This is a genomic window from Microbulbifer mixtoriginis (SeqCode) (assembly GCF_052466865.1).
This window is the reverse complement of sequence record NZ_CP174293.1, coordinates 1328711-1344379: the sequence shown is the minus strand read 5'-3', so window position 1 is coordinate 1344379 and position 15669 is coordinate 1328711. Positions and strand designations below refer to the sequence as shown.

The 15669-nt window shown below is 56.0% G+C and carries 13 protein-coding genes; 3 read left to right on the top strand and 10 right to left on the bottom strand.

The window, feature by feature from the left end; genetic code table 11:
- Positions 1–5: 5 nt before the first annotated feature.
- The 3 genes from ACJJJA_RS06000 to trmJ form a co-directional block, all read right to left on the bottom strand.
- Complete coding sequence (locus tag ACJJJA_RS06000; protein WP_252085971.1) at positions 6–1220, bottom strand: IscS subfamily cysteine desulfurase; 1215 nt, start codon at positions 1218–1220, stop codon at positions 6–8.
- Positions 1221–1284: 64 nt separating this feature from the next.
- Complete coding sequence (gene iscR, locus ACJJJA_RS05995; RefSeq protein ID WP_252084806.1) at positions 1285–1761, bottom strand: Fe-S cluster assembly transcriptional regulator IscR; 477 nt, start codon at positions 1759–1761, stop codon at positions 1285–1287.
- 106 nt (positions 1762–1867) lie between these two features.
- Positions 1868–2659 (bottom strand): tRNA (cytosine(32)/uridine(32)-2'-O)-methyltransferase TrmJ, encoded by a 792-nt coding sequence (gene trmJ, locus ACJJJA_RS05990; protein WP_444885875.1) that lies wholly within the window; start codon positions 2657–2659, stop codon positions 1868–1870.
- 135 nt (positions 2660–2794) lie between these two features.
- Between trmJ and ACJJJA_RS05985 the strand changes: the two genes are divergently transcribed.
- The gene (locus tag ACJJJA_RS05985) at positions 2795–3598 is read left to right on the top strand and encodes an inositol monophosphatase family protein (protein WP_252084804.1); all 804 of its coding nucleotides are present in this window, start codon (positions 2795–2797) and stop codon (positions 3596–3598) included.
- Between the two features lie 52 nt (positions 3599–3650).
- Here the strand turns inward: ACJJJA_RS05985 and ACJJJA_RS05980 are convergent, their stop codons facing one another.
- Positions 3651–5654 (bottom strand): hybrid sensor histidine kinase/response regulator, encoded by a 2004-nt coding sequence (locus tag ACJJJA_RS05980; protein ID WP_444904013.1) that lies wholly within the window; start codon positions 5652–5654, stop codon positions 3651–3653.
- 568 nt (positions 5655–6222) lie between these two features.
- Here ACJJJA_RS05980 and ACJJJA_RS05975 point away from each other — a divergent pair.
- Complete coding sequence (locus tag ACJJJA_RS05975) at positions 6223–6615, top strand: hypothetical protein (protein ID WP_444904012.1); 393 nt, start codon at positions 6223–6225, stop codon at positions 6613–6615.
- A 104-nt stretch (positions 6616–6719) separates the two neighbouring features.
- A complete protein-coding gene (locus ACJJJA_RS05970; protein WP_444885878.1) occupies positions 6720–7880 on the top strand; it encodes an acyl-CoA desaturase in 1161 nt (386 codons plus the stop codon).
- A 52-nt stretch (positions 7881–7932) separates the two neighbouring features.
- Here ACJJJA_RS05970 and ACJJJA_RS05965 read toward each other — a convergent pair whose 3' ends face one another.
- From ACJJJA_RS05965 to ACJJJA_RS05940, 6 genes are all read right to left on the bottom strand, one after another.
- On the bottom strand, positions 7933–8937 hold the full coding sequence (locus ACJJJA_RS05965; protein ID WP_252084800.1) for an alpha-L-glutamate ligase-like protein: 1005 nt from the start codon (positions 8935–8937) through the stop codon (positions 7933–7935).
- A 9-nt stretch (positions 8938–8946) separates the two neighbouring features.
- Positions 8947–10479, bottom strand: coding sequence for an inactive transglutaminase family protein (locus tag ACJJJA_RS05960; RefSeq protein ID WP_252084799.1), 1533 nt, complete (start codon positions 10477–10479; stop codon positions 8947–8949).
- A gap of 55 nt (positions 10480–10534) precedes the next feature.
- Entirely contained in the window at positions 10535–11227 is a 693-nt protein-coding gene (locus tag ACJJJA_RS05955; protein WP_252084798.1) for an ATP-dependent zinc protease family protein, read from the bottom strand.
- A gap of 283 nt (positions 11228–11510) precedes the next feature.
- Positions 11511–11834, bottom strand: coding sequence for a YqcC family protein (locus ACJJJA_RS05950; protein ID WP_444885880.1), 324 nt, complete (start codon positions 11832–11834; stop codon positions 11511–11513).
- A gap of 105 nt (positions 11835–11939) precedes the next feature.
- Positions 11940–14078 (bottom strand): ATP-dependent DNA helicase DinG, encoded by a 2139-nt coding sequence (gene dinG / locus ACJJJA_RS05945; RefSeq protein WP_444904011.1) that lies wholly within the window; start codon positions 14076–14078, stop codon positions 11940–11942.
- Between the two features lie 115 nt (positions 14079–14193).
- Positions 14194–15363 (bottom strand): 1-acyl-sn-glycerol-3-phosphate acyltransferase, encoded by a 1170-nt coding sequence (locus ACJJJA_RS05940; RefSeq protein WP_252084795.1) that lies wholly within the window; start codon positions 15361–15363, stop codon positions 14194–14196.
- Positions 15364–15669: the final 306 nt, after the last annotated feature.

Sequence of the window (15669 nt, the reverse complement as noted above, 5' to 3'; positions counted from 1 at the left end):
CGCGCTTAGTGAGCGGCCCATTCAATCTTGTTCAGGTCCACACCGTCTTTGTACATATCCCAAAGCGGCGACAATTCACGCAGTTTCTCCACTGCCTTGCGCACGGCGGCCGCGGCGGTGTCCACGTCCTGCTCGCTGGTGAAACGGCCGAAGCTGAAACGCAGGGAGCTGTGCGCCAGCTCATCGTTTACTCCCAGGGCACGCAACACGTAGCTGGGCTCGAGACTGGCGGAGGTACAGGCGGAACCGGAGGAAATTGCCAGGTCGCGCAGGGACATAATCAGGCTCTCGCCCTCTACAAAGGCAAAGCTCACGTTCAAGTTGCCCGGTACACGCTGTTCGGCGGAACCATTGATATGGACTTCTTCCATATCTTTGATCTGATCCCAGAAGCGGTTGCGCAGGGAAACCAGACGCTCGCCCTCTTGCACCATTTCCTCTTTGGCGATGCGGAAGGCTTCACCCATACCGACAATCTGGTGAGTCGGCAGGGTGCCGGAACGCATACCGCGCTCGTGGCCGCCACCGTGTATCTGCGCTTCCAGACGGACGCGGGGTTTGCGGCGTACATATAGGGCGCCGATACCTTTGGGGCCGTAGATTTTGTGGGCGGAGAAGGACATCAGATCGACCTTCATCTCCTGCAGGTCGATAGGCAGTTTGCCTGCGCTTTGCGCCGCGTCCACATGGAAAATAATTTTGCGCGAGCGACACAGCTCACCGATCGCGGCGATATCGTTAATTACACCGATTTCGTTATTCACGTGCATCAGGCTCACCAGAATGGTGTCCTCACGCAGCGCTTCCTCAACCTGTTGCGGAGTAACGATGCCGTCTTCACGGGGGTTCAGATAGGTTACTTCGAAGCCTTCACGCTCCAGCTGACGACAGGTGTCTAGTACTGCCTTGTGCTCAATCTTGGAAGTGATGATGTGCTTGCCGCGGCCCTGATAGAAGTGCGCCGCACCTTTGATCGCCAGGTTATCGGACTCGGTGGCACCACTGGTCCAGACGATCTCGCGGGGGTCAGCATTAATCAGCTCAGCCACCTGACGACGGGCATTTTCCACCGCCTCTTCGGCTTTCCAGCCGTACAGGTGAGACCGTGAAGCCGGGTTACCGAAGTTGCCTTCCATCGTCAGCTGCTCTGCCATCTTTGCAGCGACACGCGGGTCAACCGGACAGGTAGCTGAATAATCCAGGTAGATGGGAAGCTTCATAGTCATACCGTTTCCGCTCAATAATTCTCAAATATTCCGCTTTGGCCACAGTTGTGACCGATATTTACAAGCCGCCGAGTACGGCGACCCGCTCTTCCGGCGCTTCGCGCATATCCTGGCGGCGTGCCACTTCCTGTACCTCGGCGCGAGACACCAAGTTGGCCAGGCTGATTCCGCTCAGGAAACCGTGAATCTGATCACTCAGGTCTGACCAGAGGTAATGGGTCAGACACTGTTCGCCATTGGCGCAATCGGCGTTGCCGCCACAGCTGGTGGCATCCACCGATTCATTGACTGCATCAATGATCTGAGCCACAAAAATCTCTTCGCCATCGCGGGCTAGACGATAACCACCGCCGGGGCCGCGCACACTGGACACCAGTCCGGATTGCCGCAGGCGGGAAAATAACTGTTCCAGATAGGACAGGGAGATACCCTGCCGTTTGGAAATATCTGCCAAGCTGATCGGCCCACGCTCTGCATGCAACGCCAGATCCAGCATGGCGGTTACCGCATAGCGGCCTTTGGTTGTTAAACGCATACCAGCTCCCAACTGATGAACAGCCCTTTTCCGATCGGGGCGCGAGTATGAAATAACCCAGCACCTTAGTCAAGTATATAACCAAGCAAAGTACTCGGGTACTCAACTAGTCTGGGCGCCCCTTGCCACCAGAGCGGTGAATATAGTTCTGGATGGAGGTGAGCATGCCGCGCAGGATACCCAGCTCCATATCATCCGGGCGCACACGGCTGTACAGCCTGCGCAGTCGGGTCATAGTCTGGCGAGGGTTATCCGGATCGATAAAGCCCAGTTCACCTAAAGCTTGCTGGAGGTGCTCAAAATAGAGCTCCATATCGCTGGCTTTGGACGGTGGGCGATCCCAGTCTGCATAACTCACAGGCTCGCCTTTCTCTGCTTCCAGCGCCGCCATACGCACCTCATAAGAAAGCACCTGTACGGCGGTCGCCAGGTTTAGAGAGCTGTACTCGGGGTTGGCCGGAATATGCACATGGTAATTGCACGCCTGAAGCTCTTCATTGGTCAGGCCGCGGTCTTCGCGACCAAACACCAGCGCCACCGGGTGGCTGGAGGCCTCGGCCACTGCGCGCTCACCGCACTGGCGTGGTGTCAGCAGAGGCCAGGGAATACGTCGCTCGCGGGCACTGGTAGCCACCACCAGGCCGCAATCTGCCACCGCCTCTTCCAGAGTGTCCACTACTACTGCACTGTCGAGCAGCTCCGCCGCACCGGCGGCGCGCCACACGGCATTGGCCGCAGGGAATTCCCGCGGTGCAACCAGATAGAGCTGGCTCAGGCCCATATTCTTCAGGGCGCGCGCCGCGCCGCCAATATTTCCTGGGTGGGCACTGTTAACCAGAACCACACGCACATTGTCGAGCGCACTGAGCGGAGTCGTGTCTAATGGGGACTTGGCCATACTGAAAGTAATAATTCGGTGTCATGGGGGCGCGCGAGTGTAGCAAAAAGGAGCGGGAATCCATACAATCGCGTCCGCTGCGGTTAACCCGCGGTCTGCTTTTTAACCACTTCAACCACTTAGTGCGGAATAGTTATGGAACCCATGCTAAATATTGCCCTGCGCGCGGCGCGCAAGGCCGGAGAATTGATCGAACGGGCCTGGGAGCGCGGCGACCTGATGAAATTCGAGGAGAAGGCGCGCAACGATTTCGTCACCGAAGTGGACAAGGCCAGCGAACAGGAGATTATTTATCACCTGCGCAAAGCCTACCCCAAGCACAGCATCCGCGCTGAAGAGAGCGGCCTGATCGAAGGCGCCGAGCCCGACTACGAGTGGATTATCGACCCTCTCGATGGCACCACCAACTTTATCCACGGCGTACCCCAGTTTGCGGTATCTATCGCCTGCCGCTACCGCGGCCGCATTGAGCACGCGGTGGTACTCGACCCGATTAAGCGCGAAGAATTCACCGCGAGCCGCGGTCGCGGCGCGGCCCTTAACGGCCGTCGCATCCGCGTTTCCCCCCGCCAGGGCCTGCGCGGCGCTCTAATTGGCACCGGCCTACCCTTCAATGGCCCCGCTCTGGAAAACATCGACCCCTACCTGGGCGCTTTGAAAGAGATCGCCGGGCAGACCGCCGGCATCCGCCGCCCCGGCGCCGCCGCACTGGACCTGGCCTATGTAGCGGCCGGGCGCTTCGACGGTTTCTGGGAGATGTATCTGAATACCTGGGATATTGCTGCAGGCTCGCTACTGGTCAAAGAGGCCGGCGGTTTAATCAGCGACTTCCGCGGTGGAGAGGACTACCTGGAATCCGGCAATCTGGTCTGTGCCACCCCCAAAGTCTTCAAGCCGCTGGTGCAGATCGTCGGTAAGCACCTGGGCTCCGTGCGCTAAGCTTTATTCGCTCACTGGCCCGGCGACTGCCGGGCCAGCTGTTACGGTGCCGCTAAACTGACCGACCGGCCCGCCCAAGGGTTTCCGCCAGCACACGCGACAACTGCATAAAGTCAAACTCTGCCGGCAGTGCCGGATAGTTCTCCCCACTGGGTTTTTTACCAACCAGTACAAAGCGCATGGCTCTGGTGGCGATATCCTCCTGCAAAATAGAGATTAGGTCCGCAGCGGACATGCCCGGCACCTCACTGTGAAACAACAGTACATCGGGGCGCTGCGTTCGCGCGATAAAAATTGCCTCCACCACATCGGTGGCAATCAGGCACTGAACCTGGGGACTCTCCTTCAGCATTTCCTTTAGCTGGTCGGCCGCAGCAGGGCGGTTATCCACAAGTAAAACGCGCCCCTCCGGCAACTGCGGAGGCTCCTGTGGATGAGCGGAAAAGCTCATAAGAGCATCGGGCGCATCAATCATAGGGAATTCGATCCAGAAAACTGAGCCCTGCCCCTCCTGACTATCAAAGTCGATTCGTCCACCCATAGCCTCAGTGAGTCGCTTGGCAATTGCCAGACCCACGCCGGTCCCCTCAATATGGCCCTTTTCCTCCCCCAAACGATTAAAGGGCTCGAACACCTCGCTGCGCCGATCCGGCGAAATGCCCTTACCGGTATCGAGAATGCTCAGGCGCAGCCAACCCTCTGCCTGGGGAGTAAAATTAATAATGACCCTGCCGTTATCCCGGTTGTATTTCACTGCATTGCCGGCGAGGTTCAAAACCACTTGCTTGTAACGTACCGGATCAGCGCAGATATAGGCGGATTCCCAGCCGAGAGGCTCGTAGACCAGACTGACCCGGCGGGTCTCCGCCAGAGGTTCCAGCAGGCGCTTACACTCGGCCACTAATTCCACCGGGCGCACCGACTCCATTGAGGGGCCGAGCCGCCGACTGTCGATACGGGCGAGCTCCAGTACATCCCCCACCAGGTGCAATAGGTGTTGGCCCGCTCGGCGAATCTCCCCCAGCCGCTGGCGTTGGTCGGAGTTCAAGCTCTGATCCAACTCCACCATTTGGCTGTACCCCAAAATGGCGTTGAGAGGGGTCCGCAGCTCGTGGCTCAGGCTGAATAAAAGATCGGCTCGATGGGCATTTTCCTCGCGCTGCTGGTGCAACTCCCGTTCCAGCCGCGCCTGGCTCTCACGTCCAGCGCTAACATCCTGCAAAACCCCGAACACCCGCACCGGTTGACCGCGGCTGTCCAGTTGGGCCTTGCCGCGACAGCGAACCCAAACCAAGCTGCCATCGGAGCGCCACAGGCGGAATTCCACATCCAGGGGCAGCCGGTCGCGCACATGGTCCAACATGGATTGTTCCACCCTGGCTATATCCTCGGTGAGAATACGCGCTTTCCATTGCTCCGCAGCAGAGCGCCCAATACTGCGAATCGGGCTCACCTCGTAGCCAAGAATCCCCCAACAGGCGTCATCGAGTACCATTTCATCGGCGCGTAAATCCCATTCCCACAAACCATCTCCCACCCCGGACAACGCCTGCAGTGGCCGCTCACTGGGTAGATTGGTCAGATAGCGCTGCGAAAGTGCCTCGCTATAATCGGCACAAGTGCCAATCGCGATCACCTCGCTGCCATCGGCACTGGTGGTAGCCCGGCCACAAAAGCGCAGCCAGCGCATTTGTCCGGAGATGTCGTAGGCGCGAAAAGCGATGTCGAAGTAGCCACCCTCGCTGGCGATCCTTTTGCGTAACGCAAAAATGCGGTGACGCTCATCAGAATGCACCGGATGCAACTCGGCGCCAGACCACAGACCCTGAAGGGCGCGATCAGCACTATCGGCAAACAAATGCCAGATATCCCCCTGAGCGCGCTGGGCGCCACTATTTAGGTGCCACTCCCACAGGCCGCAATCCACATCCATCATCAGCCCCTGCAGGCGACCGGTTTGGTGTGTGAGCTCCAGAACATCCAGAGAGTGCAACTCCTCTGGAGTTGCCAGCAGGAAAGGGAGATGGGGCGGAACGGGGTTCTGAAATTCGGACACGCTTAACTCGATTCGTTGGCATTGCTGGCAAAAAAAGGGGCATTTATACCTAGGCGCGAAAAGGGCGTCTATTTACCAAGCATTAGTGCCAATCAGAATTCCACACAGAGTCACAAAAATAAAATTTTTTTCGAGCGGGAGCGCTTGGAAAGAGGGATAAAAGAATAAAAAAGGCCCCGCAAAGCGGGGCCATAATCAGCGATGATGAGAGAAAACGGGGAGTTCCTCATTGGAAACGGTTTGCCATAACCCCATGCAAACTCCCCGAAGTACGGGTCATGCGTCCCGTACGCTTCTAATACTGCAATCGGTATGCCAACTTCTCGTAGGATTTTGCGGTGGCCGATCTCTTTTTTTTCCTGGCGACCAAGCAATATGAACCAACAAGTGCCAAAAAACCTAAATATCGCACCAAAAAGAGGCGCAACCTGCCAAGGGCAGCAACCAGTAGAGGTCTGATGCAAATGCCTCTGAGGAATTCTGTGCGCCACATGATTGGATGATCCAAAAACATCCCTTAGGTAGAAAAAACTACATCAATGCCAAAGGCCTTCAGTGGGACAACATTGTGATGGGACAACACCGCCACTCTCTGCTGATCGCCGCCAGTATGAACTTTGCTTTCGGCCTAATCCTCGGTCTGATTACCGGAGATATTGCCGCCATGCTTTTTCTGGCAGGTGCTTTGCGTATGGTACACAATCACCATGCCGTATTCGCTTTCAACTCATTGGGGGCACCGCTGGAGCAAAAGAAAATTCAGGGCGATATTGCGGCCCAGGACAACTCTGTTATCCATGCTTTTGCTTTTGGCGAGGGCTATCACAACTCCCATCACGCCTTTCCCGCGAAAGGGTCTCAGCTGGCTGGGCAGCACTTGGCAGTATGGATGACGGTAAAAAGCCCACTGCGCCTCCTCAAAATAATTATCTATATTCTCTGTGTAGCGTCGTATTGGTAATTGGAAATTATCCCCAGAAATACACCGCCAAATAACATCATAGAAAAACTGCGCCACTAACTATACGGGGCTTCCCGAGGCCGTTTCACAAACAGGCTCGAATTATGAATACTGCTTCACCAACATCCACAACTAAGCGCAAATGCTTTTGGGTTCCCACAGTGCTGTTTGCCAGTACAGGTTTCCTGGCCCTGACCGCCGTGCCCATCTACGGGCTGATGGTTGGATATCACTGGTACCAGTGGCTCGCCTTCGCTCTATTAGCCGCCTTGTGCAGTCTCTCGGTAACAGCAGGCAATCACCGGCTCTGGTCCCACAGAAGCTATAAAGCCCACTGGTCTCTACGCCTGTTCTTTGCCTTGTTCAGCGCGGCTGCCCTACAAAACTCCACCCTGACCTGGAGCGCTGCGCACCGCTTGCACCACCGCCATATTGATGACAATGATCGCGATCCCTACTCAGCAATGCGCGGCTTCTGGTTTTCACATATCGACTGGATGATGCACGAATATCCAAGCAGCCACTTGGATTATAAAAATGTCGGGGATCTAAAGCGCGACAAGATCGTGATGTGGCAACACAATCACTATATCCCCATCACCCTCAGTATGAACCTGGGCATTCCTTTAGCGCTTGGGCTTCTCACCGGCGATGTGATCGGCATGCTATTGCTCGCAGGAATACTCCGTATCGTAGTCAACCACCACACAACTTTTTTGGTCAACTCCCTGGCGCACATGTGGGGCAAACGCCCCTACAAAAACGATATCAGTGCGCGAGATAATATCTTCCTGAACCTGTTGGTTTTCGGTGAGGGATACCACAACTACCACCACGCCTTTCCTGCGGATTATCGCAATGGCGTCGGCTGGTTTGCGTACGACCCAACTAAATGGATGATCAAGCTATTCAGTTGGATCGGTATTACCAACGACCTGAAAACCCCCTCAGCGGTACAAATACAGAAAGCCAAACTGTCGGTGCAGTTCAGCCAGGCGGAGGAGAAGCTCGGAGGCAGCGCACACCGGGAGGACTGGTTAAAACTATTGGAGAACGAGGCCATACAATTCGCCAGGGCTCTGGAAAACTGGAAAAATCTGCAGTTACAGCGCGCCCAGTGCCGCGGGGATAAGATCGCTGAGAAGTGGCGTTCGCTGGCAATTCAAAACAAGGTTAAGGAGTTAGAGTTCGGCTTGAAAATGCAGAGCCGGCGTCTGAGTAGACTGATAAAGCAGTGCCAGACGGATTCAGCCACATCCTCCTAACAGTGCTGCGAAAATACTGGAAAGTGGCAATAGGCAACTGCCTTCGAGTGGGTTAAAGGGTTTTTTCCGCGGCGAATTCACGCATGGAATACGCCACCCGCTCGTCCACCCCTTTCTCGAGCATCTCTTCATCCAGCCCCTCGATAAAGCGCAGGCGCTGGCGCAGACCCACACCGTTAGCTACCTGTATTGCGAGACCGGGACGAGCATTGGCTTCGAGTAATAGCGGACCGCGCTCGCGATCCAAAACGATATCGCAACCGAGATAGCCGAGACCGGTCATTTCATAACAGCTCGCCGCCAGACGCACCAGATCGTACCAACCCGGAACCTTCAGCTCACCGAAAGACATCTTGGTATCCGGGTGGTGCTGGATGCGTAGGCCGCGCTGTACAGCGTGGCAGCTCTTGCCTGTGGCCAGGTCGATACCCACTCCTACAGCGCCTTGGTGCAGATTGGCTTTACCATCGGAGCTATGGGTAGAACAGCGCAGCATTGCCATCACCGGAAAACCGCGAAACACAATCACGCGAATATCCGGTACTCCCTCAAAAGAGTAATCCTGAAACACCGGGTCGAAATCCACCAGAGCCTCCACCATTACCCGGTCAGGCTTGCCCCCGAGACTGTAGAGGCCACTGTGGATATTGTTAACGTGACGCAGAATATCCAGGGCTTCAACTTCAGAGCCGGAAATCTTCTTGTACTTATCCCCATCGCGACCGGCAATGACCAGAATACCTTTGCCACCCGAACCGCGTGCGGGCTTGATTACAAACTTCCACAAGGGATCGATCACTTCCATCACACGCTTGCGGCTGGCCGGGGTTTCAAAGGCTGCGATCAATTCCGGTACTGGTATGCCTGCGCGCTTGGCCGCTCGTTTAGTGTTCAGTTTGTCGTCGACAATTGGGAATTTTTCCCGATCGTTGTAGCGCGCAATGTAATTGATATTGCGTGCATTCATCCCGAGTATGCCCATCTCATTCAGGGCCATCGGCGAAACCATACCACCGCGAACCTTGTTGATGATGTGCTTGAATGAAAATTGAAGCATCGCAACCCCCTATTTGATCAGAGGCCGAAAACGCATCAGCTCGCTGAGGCGATAACCGGTGTAGTTACCCACAACCAGGATAAAGGCCAGCAGCACCAGCAGCAGCTCGGGGAAATTAAAGGTCCAGTGTTCCACATAGCGGTTAGTCATCACCCACCAGGCCAAAACAGCCACCAGCAGGCTGCCGCCGGCCTGTACAATTACCTCGTAGGGGCCATCCTCCTCCCAAACGATGGACATGCGCTCAATAGTCCAGGCCAAAATAATCATCGGGAAAAAGGTCACCGTCAGTGCCTGCTCAATTCCGAGCTTATAACTGACCACACTGATCACCCCCATAATGAGCACCACCGTGACTACCACGGCGGCGATCCTCGACACAAGGAGCAAATTGAGCCGACTCAAGTAGAAACGCACCCACAATCCGAGCACCAGGATCAATACAAAAATTGATAGCCCTGTGAGCAGCTGAGTTTCAATAAAGGCTATTGCCAGGAGTACCGGCATAAAGGTACCGGAAGTGCGCAAGCCGACAAAGATACGCAGCAGCACCACCACCAGGGCACCTACCGGCACCAGTAAAATCAATTTAAAGATGCTCTGTTGCTCGATGGGCAGGCTGTAGATGGAGAAATCCACCAGCGCCTCTTTTTCGCCCTTTGTGCTGCGCATGGAGACATCCCGTGCAGGCACGTCATTGGAAATGACCGAGAAAGTCACCTGCGAATTGCGGCCACCCTCCAGGTCCAGCAGACTCTTGCCACCGCGCTGCCAGATAAAGAAGTTTTCTGGAATTCCGGGCAAGCCGCTGCTTGGCTCGAAAACAATCCAGCGCTGACCATCGTAAACTTCGAGCAGATCCTCTGGAGCAAGGCGGCGACGGTCGTCCTCAAGGTAAAGGCCGCGGATGCGATGCGCGGGAATATCGGCGGTGGCCAGCATCAGCAGAGCGACATCCACCAGGGATTTATCGGTGTAGTGGCGGAAGACCAGGTTGCGATCCTGGTTACCATCGTCGTTCAGCTCAAACAGCAATTGAGTGGTGAAAGATTCCACGTCGGAGGAGCGCTCGCGGGCCTGCTTAACTAACGAATCAATCGCCAGGCGCACGGCTTCTTGCTCCCGTGCACCGAGGAAAGGTTTCTGTACTTGAGTGCTGAGATTCAAAGGCTGTTCGAGCGCCGCACCGGGAGTCTGGTACACATCCAAGCGATAGAACAGGGACTGGGGTCCCTCGGCAGAGCGGCGCGTCCAAACTGCCCGATACTCATCATTTTCCCGGGCGATAAAAAAGCCAAAGCCGGAGGAACTGAAAGTCTCGCCGAGGATTTCCATATTGCGTTGCTCACGGGGCAAAGTCAGCGCAGCTTTTACCGGGCCGCCCTCCGCATCGAAACCCACTTTGGCCTCAATGGTCCAGACAGTACGGTATTCACCCGGCAGCAGTGGAAAACCTAATTCGAAATGTTTGTAAGCGGTGAGACCCGCCCCGATCAATGCGAGCAATGCCGCAATAACATAAACTTGAACGCGCGGCGACATTCGCCCTTCCCCGTAACTCTAGGGTTCCAAAAGGAACCTAATCTTAATAAGCGGCCTATTTATTCCCGAACACCCGAGGCTGCCCTTGGATATTGCGCCGGCTCACATCAACAACCGCGGCATCTTTGAGGAAATTGCGTCCCAGCACCATCACAATATCGTTGCGGCCCTCATCCGTCAGACTGACCTCAACCATATGAGTAACCTCACCCACAGTAAGATTCATCTCCACTACCGGGCGACGCTGGCTCGGGAAACCAATACGGTTCGCACGGATATGGCGTTTGATGGGCAGTTCGATGGTAGAAGTTTCGGCCTTACCATCCACTTCCGGCAGTGCCAGCTGAATTCTGATCCAGTCCTCACCATCGCGCTCAAAGCGTGTCAGTGTCTGGGCGCGCAAGGTGGTTGTCGGCGCACCGGTATCCACCACAGACTCAACAACCAGACCGGAGGGCTCGATAGAGATTTTCTCCACCGCTCCTAGTACCAGTTTGTCCTTGGCGACGGGCACTTCGACTACTTTTTCTAGGGTTCGTTCGATGACTTTTTCAACGACCCTGACCTCTGGCTCTGCGCAGATCACCTCCACAGGCTCTGGGCACTGGAGTATTTCGCCCTGAGATTGGCCCGATTGTGCAGTAGCGGGTTCTGCCCCTTGCTGGCTCTGTGCGGGGTACATCAGCGACTGACAGCCCAGCAATAACTGGACCGCGACCAATAACCACAGAAGGGAAAATTTCTGCATCCTAACGATTACCTCTAGCCCCATTAGCATTCCAATCCGACCGCACTGTCTTCGCAGCGTTCACGGTAGCAAGCGCAGAAATTCCTCCCAACGCAAGCAAAAGGCCGATATTAGCCTATGAAAGAGCTTGGTGAACAGGGATGTTCCTAGAGTCGAGCGATGCAAGCGCCACAATGTGACACGCGCCAGATCTTGAGAATTTGACGGCCAACCGTGAATCGTTATAGCTAACAAAGTAGATGAAAGCGAGGTGGGGCGCCCAGTGGACGCCAGAGAGGAGGACTCAGCCGCGCTGCAGGCGCTCGTCGATGCCCTTGAGAATCTTGATCAGAGGCTCAGCGCCTCCCCTCTCTTTGAAGAACTCTTCCGCGATTGGCGCTATGCCACACTGTTGCGGTAACGGCATCTGCCCCTCAATTAGCTGGCGCATACGCGGCAAAAAGATGAATTGCAGCCACTGCGGCAGAGTCAGGGTATCTACACAGAAAGGTTCCCTGCTGGCTAAGGCTTCCGCTGTTGGGGCCTCCTCCTGCCACAGGGCCATGCGGCGCAACTCGGCTTCGAGCTGTAATAATTGATCGGCGACTTCAGAGTAAATAGCTTGCATAGATCCAATCCCTAAACCGCCCTGCCGGGCGGCTTGTAATCCCAGTGCCCCTGGCAGGAATTCCAAACCTGCAGACGAAAATGGGGCACGCCAAAGAGTAAGAGGTTATTCGATATGGCGGTTAAAGGGCGGCAGTGAATTGAGAATCGCCTGGCCGTAGCGACGGCTCACTACACGGCGATCCAGCAGGGTGACTGTTCCACTATCCCCTTCCGCACGCAACAAACGACCGCAGGCCTGTACCAGTTTCAGGGCTGCATCCGGCACGGTGATCTGCATAAATGGATTGCCACCCTTGGCCTCAATCCATTCTGCCAAGGCCGCCTCAATTGGGTCATCGGGCACCGCGAAAGGCAACTTGGCAATCACCACATGCCTGCAGTAATCCCCAGGCAAATCCAGGCCCTCGGCAAAACTGGCAAGACCAAACAACACACTGCTGCCACCACCATCGACGATTTCACGGTGTGAGTCGAGTAAATGCTGACGGGACTGCTGCCCCTGCATCAGGATGCGGTTGCGCCAAGTACCGGGCAATGCCTCGTAGACCGTCTCCATCTGGCGGCGAGAGGAGAAGAGTACCAGGGAACCACCTGAGTCCTTGAGCAACTCCGGCAGAGCATCAATCACCGCATCGGTGTGCTGGTCCGCATTACCTGCGTCCACGGCACAAGCGGGAACCTGCAGAGTGGCTCTGGAAAAATCAAAGGGACTGGGAACCACTTGGTAGCTGGCATTTTCCGGGGTACCGGCACGCATGCGCAGGCGGTCAAACTTGCCCAGTGCGGTGAGCGTCGCGGAGGTAAGCACCGCACCGTAGCAGCGCCGCCAAAGGCTGTAATCCAAAGTCTTGCCGGCCAGGATGGGCGAGCTGCACACCTCGAAATCGGTCGAACCACCCCAATCCACCAGGGTAACCCAGCGCGCCTGAGGCAGGGCCCCATCGGCATCTGCGCGGGCATAGTTGGCCCAGAGCAACAAATTGGCTTCGGCACGCCCATACCAGCTGCCTAGCTGCGGGTACCAACGCTCCAGATCTACAATAGGCACCGGAGAGTGAGCGTCCTCGAGCATACGCTGGGCCGTTTGCAACATTTTGCCGAACAGCCCCTCCAGCTCGTCAAAATCCTCGCGCAACTTTTCCGCCAGCTGCATCATGGAATCCGGCACCACTCCACCCTCGAAGCGGTGTCGAGTGGTATTACCCCGCTCATCCTCAAATTCGCACAATTCTTCAATCAGCGGCCACATTTGCTCCAAGCCCTGTTTGGCAGAGGTGAGCACCGCCGGTAGCTGTTCACCACAACGATCCAGTTCGGCACCATCGCCGATCTCTCCCAACATCTGGCCAAGGGCCTTGTTGGCTTGGTCGAGCCAACCGGTGGAGGCGCCGACACGGCTGTGATGGGAGAAGTGATTGAGGGCCTTGTCCGGCAGGTGATGGGCCTCGTCGAGCACGTAAATCGTCTCTTCTGGGGGAGGCAATATGGCACCGCCGCCCAGGGCCAGGTCCGCCAGTAACAAATCGTGATTGGCAACAATCACTTGGGTCTTGCCCAAGCTCTCGCGCGCACGAAAGAAACTGCAATTGGTGACATGGGGGCAGCGACGGCCGCTGCATTGACGGTGATCTGTAGTTATCCGACCCCAGTCATCGGCCTCGATAGTTTCCGGCCAGTTGTCGCGGTCACCATCCCAACGGCCAGAGGTCAGACTGTCAGTCATCTTCTGGTAGAGGGCAACACTGTCCTCTCCCACCTGGGGCAGCTCGTCTTCATAGAGTCCCAGAGAGAGGCCGGTACCGCTGGCGGAAAAACTGGAGAGTAGTTGATCTAATTTTGACAGGCACAGGTAGCGACCGCGCCCCTTAGCCAGGGTGAACTCAAAGTTGAGGCCACTGTGACGCGCCACTTCGGGCAGGTCCTTGTGGATAATCTGTTCCTGCAAAGCAACTGTGGCGGTGGAAATCACCAGGGTTTTGTCCTGGGCCTGGGCCAGGGGAATGGCGGCAAGTAAATAGGAGACCGTTTTACCGGTACCGGTACCGGCTTCCACCACACAGATATGCTCGCCATCTGTCTTACTATTGTCGCGCTCGCCACTGGCACTTTGCACAATCGAGCCCAGCGTACGGGCAATGGCTGCCACCATCAGTTTTTGCCCATAACGGGCCTTGAGGCCACGGCTGGACAGGAATTGGCTGTAGGCAGCCTGGATGGCAGTTTTGTGTTTATCGTTGAGCACGGGGGAGAGTCTATTCGCTAGTGGGTGGCGCAGGGGGCGTTATTATCCACTAAGCGCCCCCTCCTCACCAGCACCGCAGAGGCTGAGTGCCCCTCTTACACTGATTCCAAAACAGTTATTCAAATGCGAGGCGTGAAACTACCGGATTGGCATAGGCCTGGATCGCCTTTTCCCGCCAACGCTCATCGACCTTGGCCATGCGCGCTTCAAACTTCTCACGGGTCTCCAGGTGTTCACTGGCATCCCAGGGCTTGTGCGGGTAACCCACCGGCAATCCGGACACCTCGCCGTAGATCATTTCGTAGGCGATCAGATTCGTGGGATGCAGGGTGTAATTGCCGACAATCTGGCGATCAATCTCTTCAGCGACGCTGTTAACGTCATTGAAATCCGCCTCGATCGGTGTACCAAACGCGGTGTGCACCCGCCCTTTGAAGCCAATCACACCCTTGCCGATGGAGGCCAGATCCTCGTTCTTGGCCTTCTTGTACTCGTCCTTGTGTTCGGTGATGTAGAGTTCCTTGGCTTTCTGGGCATCGCAGGGGTCCCACTCGTAGGAGATGGACAGGGGCACTATGTGCAACTTGCGCCAGAAATCCGCAAAGGGCATATCCCGATCTTTCGTCATGGCGAACATGGCCGCCAAGGCCGGATTAGTACGATCCATACCATCCTTCGCACGCCCGGAGCGCTGCGCGATCCACACATGCTCATTGTCATTCACGATGGAATGGTAGATGTAGTTAGACAGCATTGTCGCCGACTGCAGCTTTTCCCTGCGGGTGCCAGAGCTGCGCTTAACGGTAAAGCACTTGTTGAGCTTCATAATATCGCCGGCAAACTGCTTGCCCAGCAGGTTATCGCCGATGGCGATTCGGGAGGTCTCATGCCCCTCCTTGTACATGGACACGATGGCAAAAGCCGGGTCCATGGCGATATCCCGGTGATTGCTTACAAAGAGACAGGCGCGGTCCCGCGGCAGGGTATCCAGCCCGGAAATCGTCAGCCCGGAGGTGGTGCGGCTCACCACCTTGTCGATATATTTTTCTACAATCGCCTGTACACCACGTACATCGTTAACTTTGCGAAATTCAAAACGCAGGAACTGGCGTACCAGCCAGGCCAGGGGGCCTTCCAGGCGCGCCAGTTTGGGGATCAGGAAATGCGCTACAGCATGGGACATTTCCGGATCGGCGATCAGCCTGTCCAATACAGCACGCACCTCATCGTCGCGATAAGGGCGCATATCCTCAAATTGAGCGGGGTCTAACTCACTTGCTCTCATGACATCACTACCTGCCGGACCGACTATCTACCCGTGGCCCAGGCTCATTTTATTGTACGGCCACAGGGTAGCCGGGATAAGAAATCGGCGCAGAACATACCGGAAGCCTCGCCGAACTGCTAGCGCCTCACCCGACCAGATCGATGACCAAGGCGATGAAATAGCCGTTAGACGGGTCAGTCAGCAAAAAGGTCCTCCTGTCCCAATTGCTATTCAAAGTAGACTTCGCCGTCCCAAGCCGGGAGAATAGCAAGGTCAACCGCCGCCGACGGCAAAAACAACGATAACGAATACGGCACAAGCCAC

Excerpts from the sequence above, each read along its gene's own strand:
- ACJJJA_RS06000 (WP_252085971.1), bottom strand. The coding sequence starts at position 1,220 with ATGAAGCTTCCCATCTACCTGGATTATTCAGCTACCTGTCCGGTTGAC.
- iscR (WP_252084806.1), bottom strand. The coding sequence starts at position 1,761 with ATGCGTTTAACAACCAAAGGCCGCTATGCGGTAACCGCCATGCTGGAT.
- trmJ (WP_444885875.1), bottom strand. The coding sequence starts at position 2,659 with ATGGCCAAGTCCCCATTAGACACGACTCCGCTCAGTGCGCTCGACAAT.
- ACJJJA_RS05985 (WP_252084804.1), top strand. The coding sequence starts at position 2,795 with ATGGAACCCATGCTAAATATTGCCCTGCGCGCGGCGCGCAAGGCCGGA.
- ACJJJA_RS05970 (WP_444885878.1), top strand. The coding sequence starts at position 6,720 with ATGAATACTGCTTCACCAACATCCACAACTAAGCGCAAATGCTTTTGG.
- ACJJJA_RS05965 (WP_252084800.1), bottom strand. The coding sequence starts at position 8,937 with ATGCTTCAATTTTCATTCAAGCACATCATCAACAAGGTTCGCGGTGGT.
- ACJJJA_RS05960 (WP_252084799.1), bottom strand. The coding sequence starts at position 10,479 with ATGTCGCCGCGCGTTCAAGTTTATGTTATTGCGGCATTGCTCGCATTG.
- ACJJJA_RS05955 (WP_252084798.1), bottom strand. The coding sequence starts at position 11,227 with ATGCAGAAATTTTCCCTTCTGTGGTTATTGGTCGCGGTCCAGTTATTG.
- ACJJJA_RS05950 (WP_444885880.1), bottom strand. The coding sequence starts at position 11,834 with ATGCAAGCTATTTACTCTGAAGTCGCCGATCAATTATTACAGCTCGAA.
- ACJJJA_RS05940 (WP_252084795.1), bottom strand. The coding sequence starts at position 15,363 with ATGAGAGCAAGTGAGTTAGACCCCGCTCAATTTGAGGATATGCGCCCT.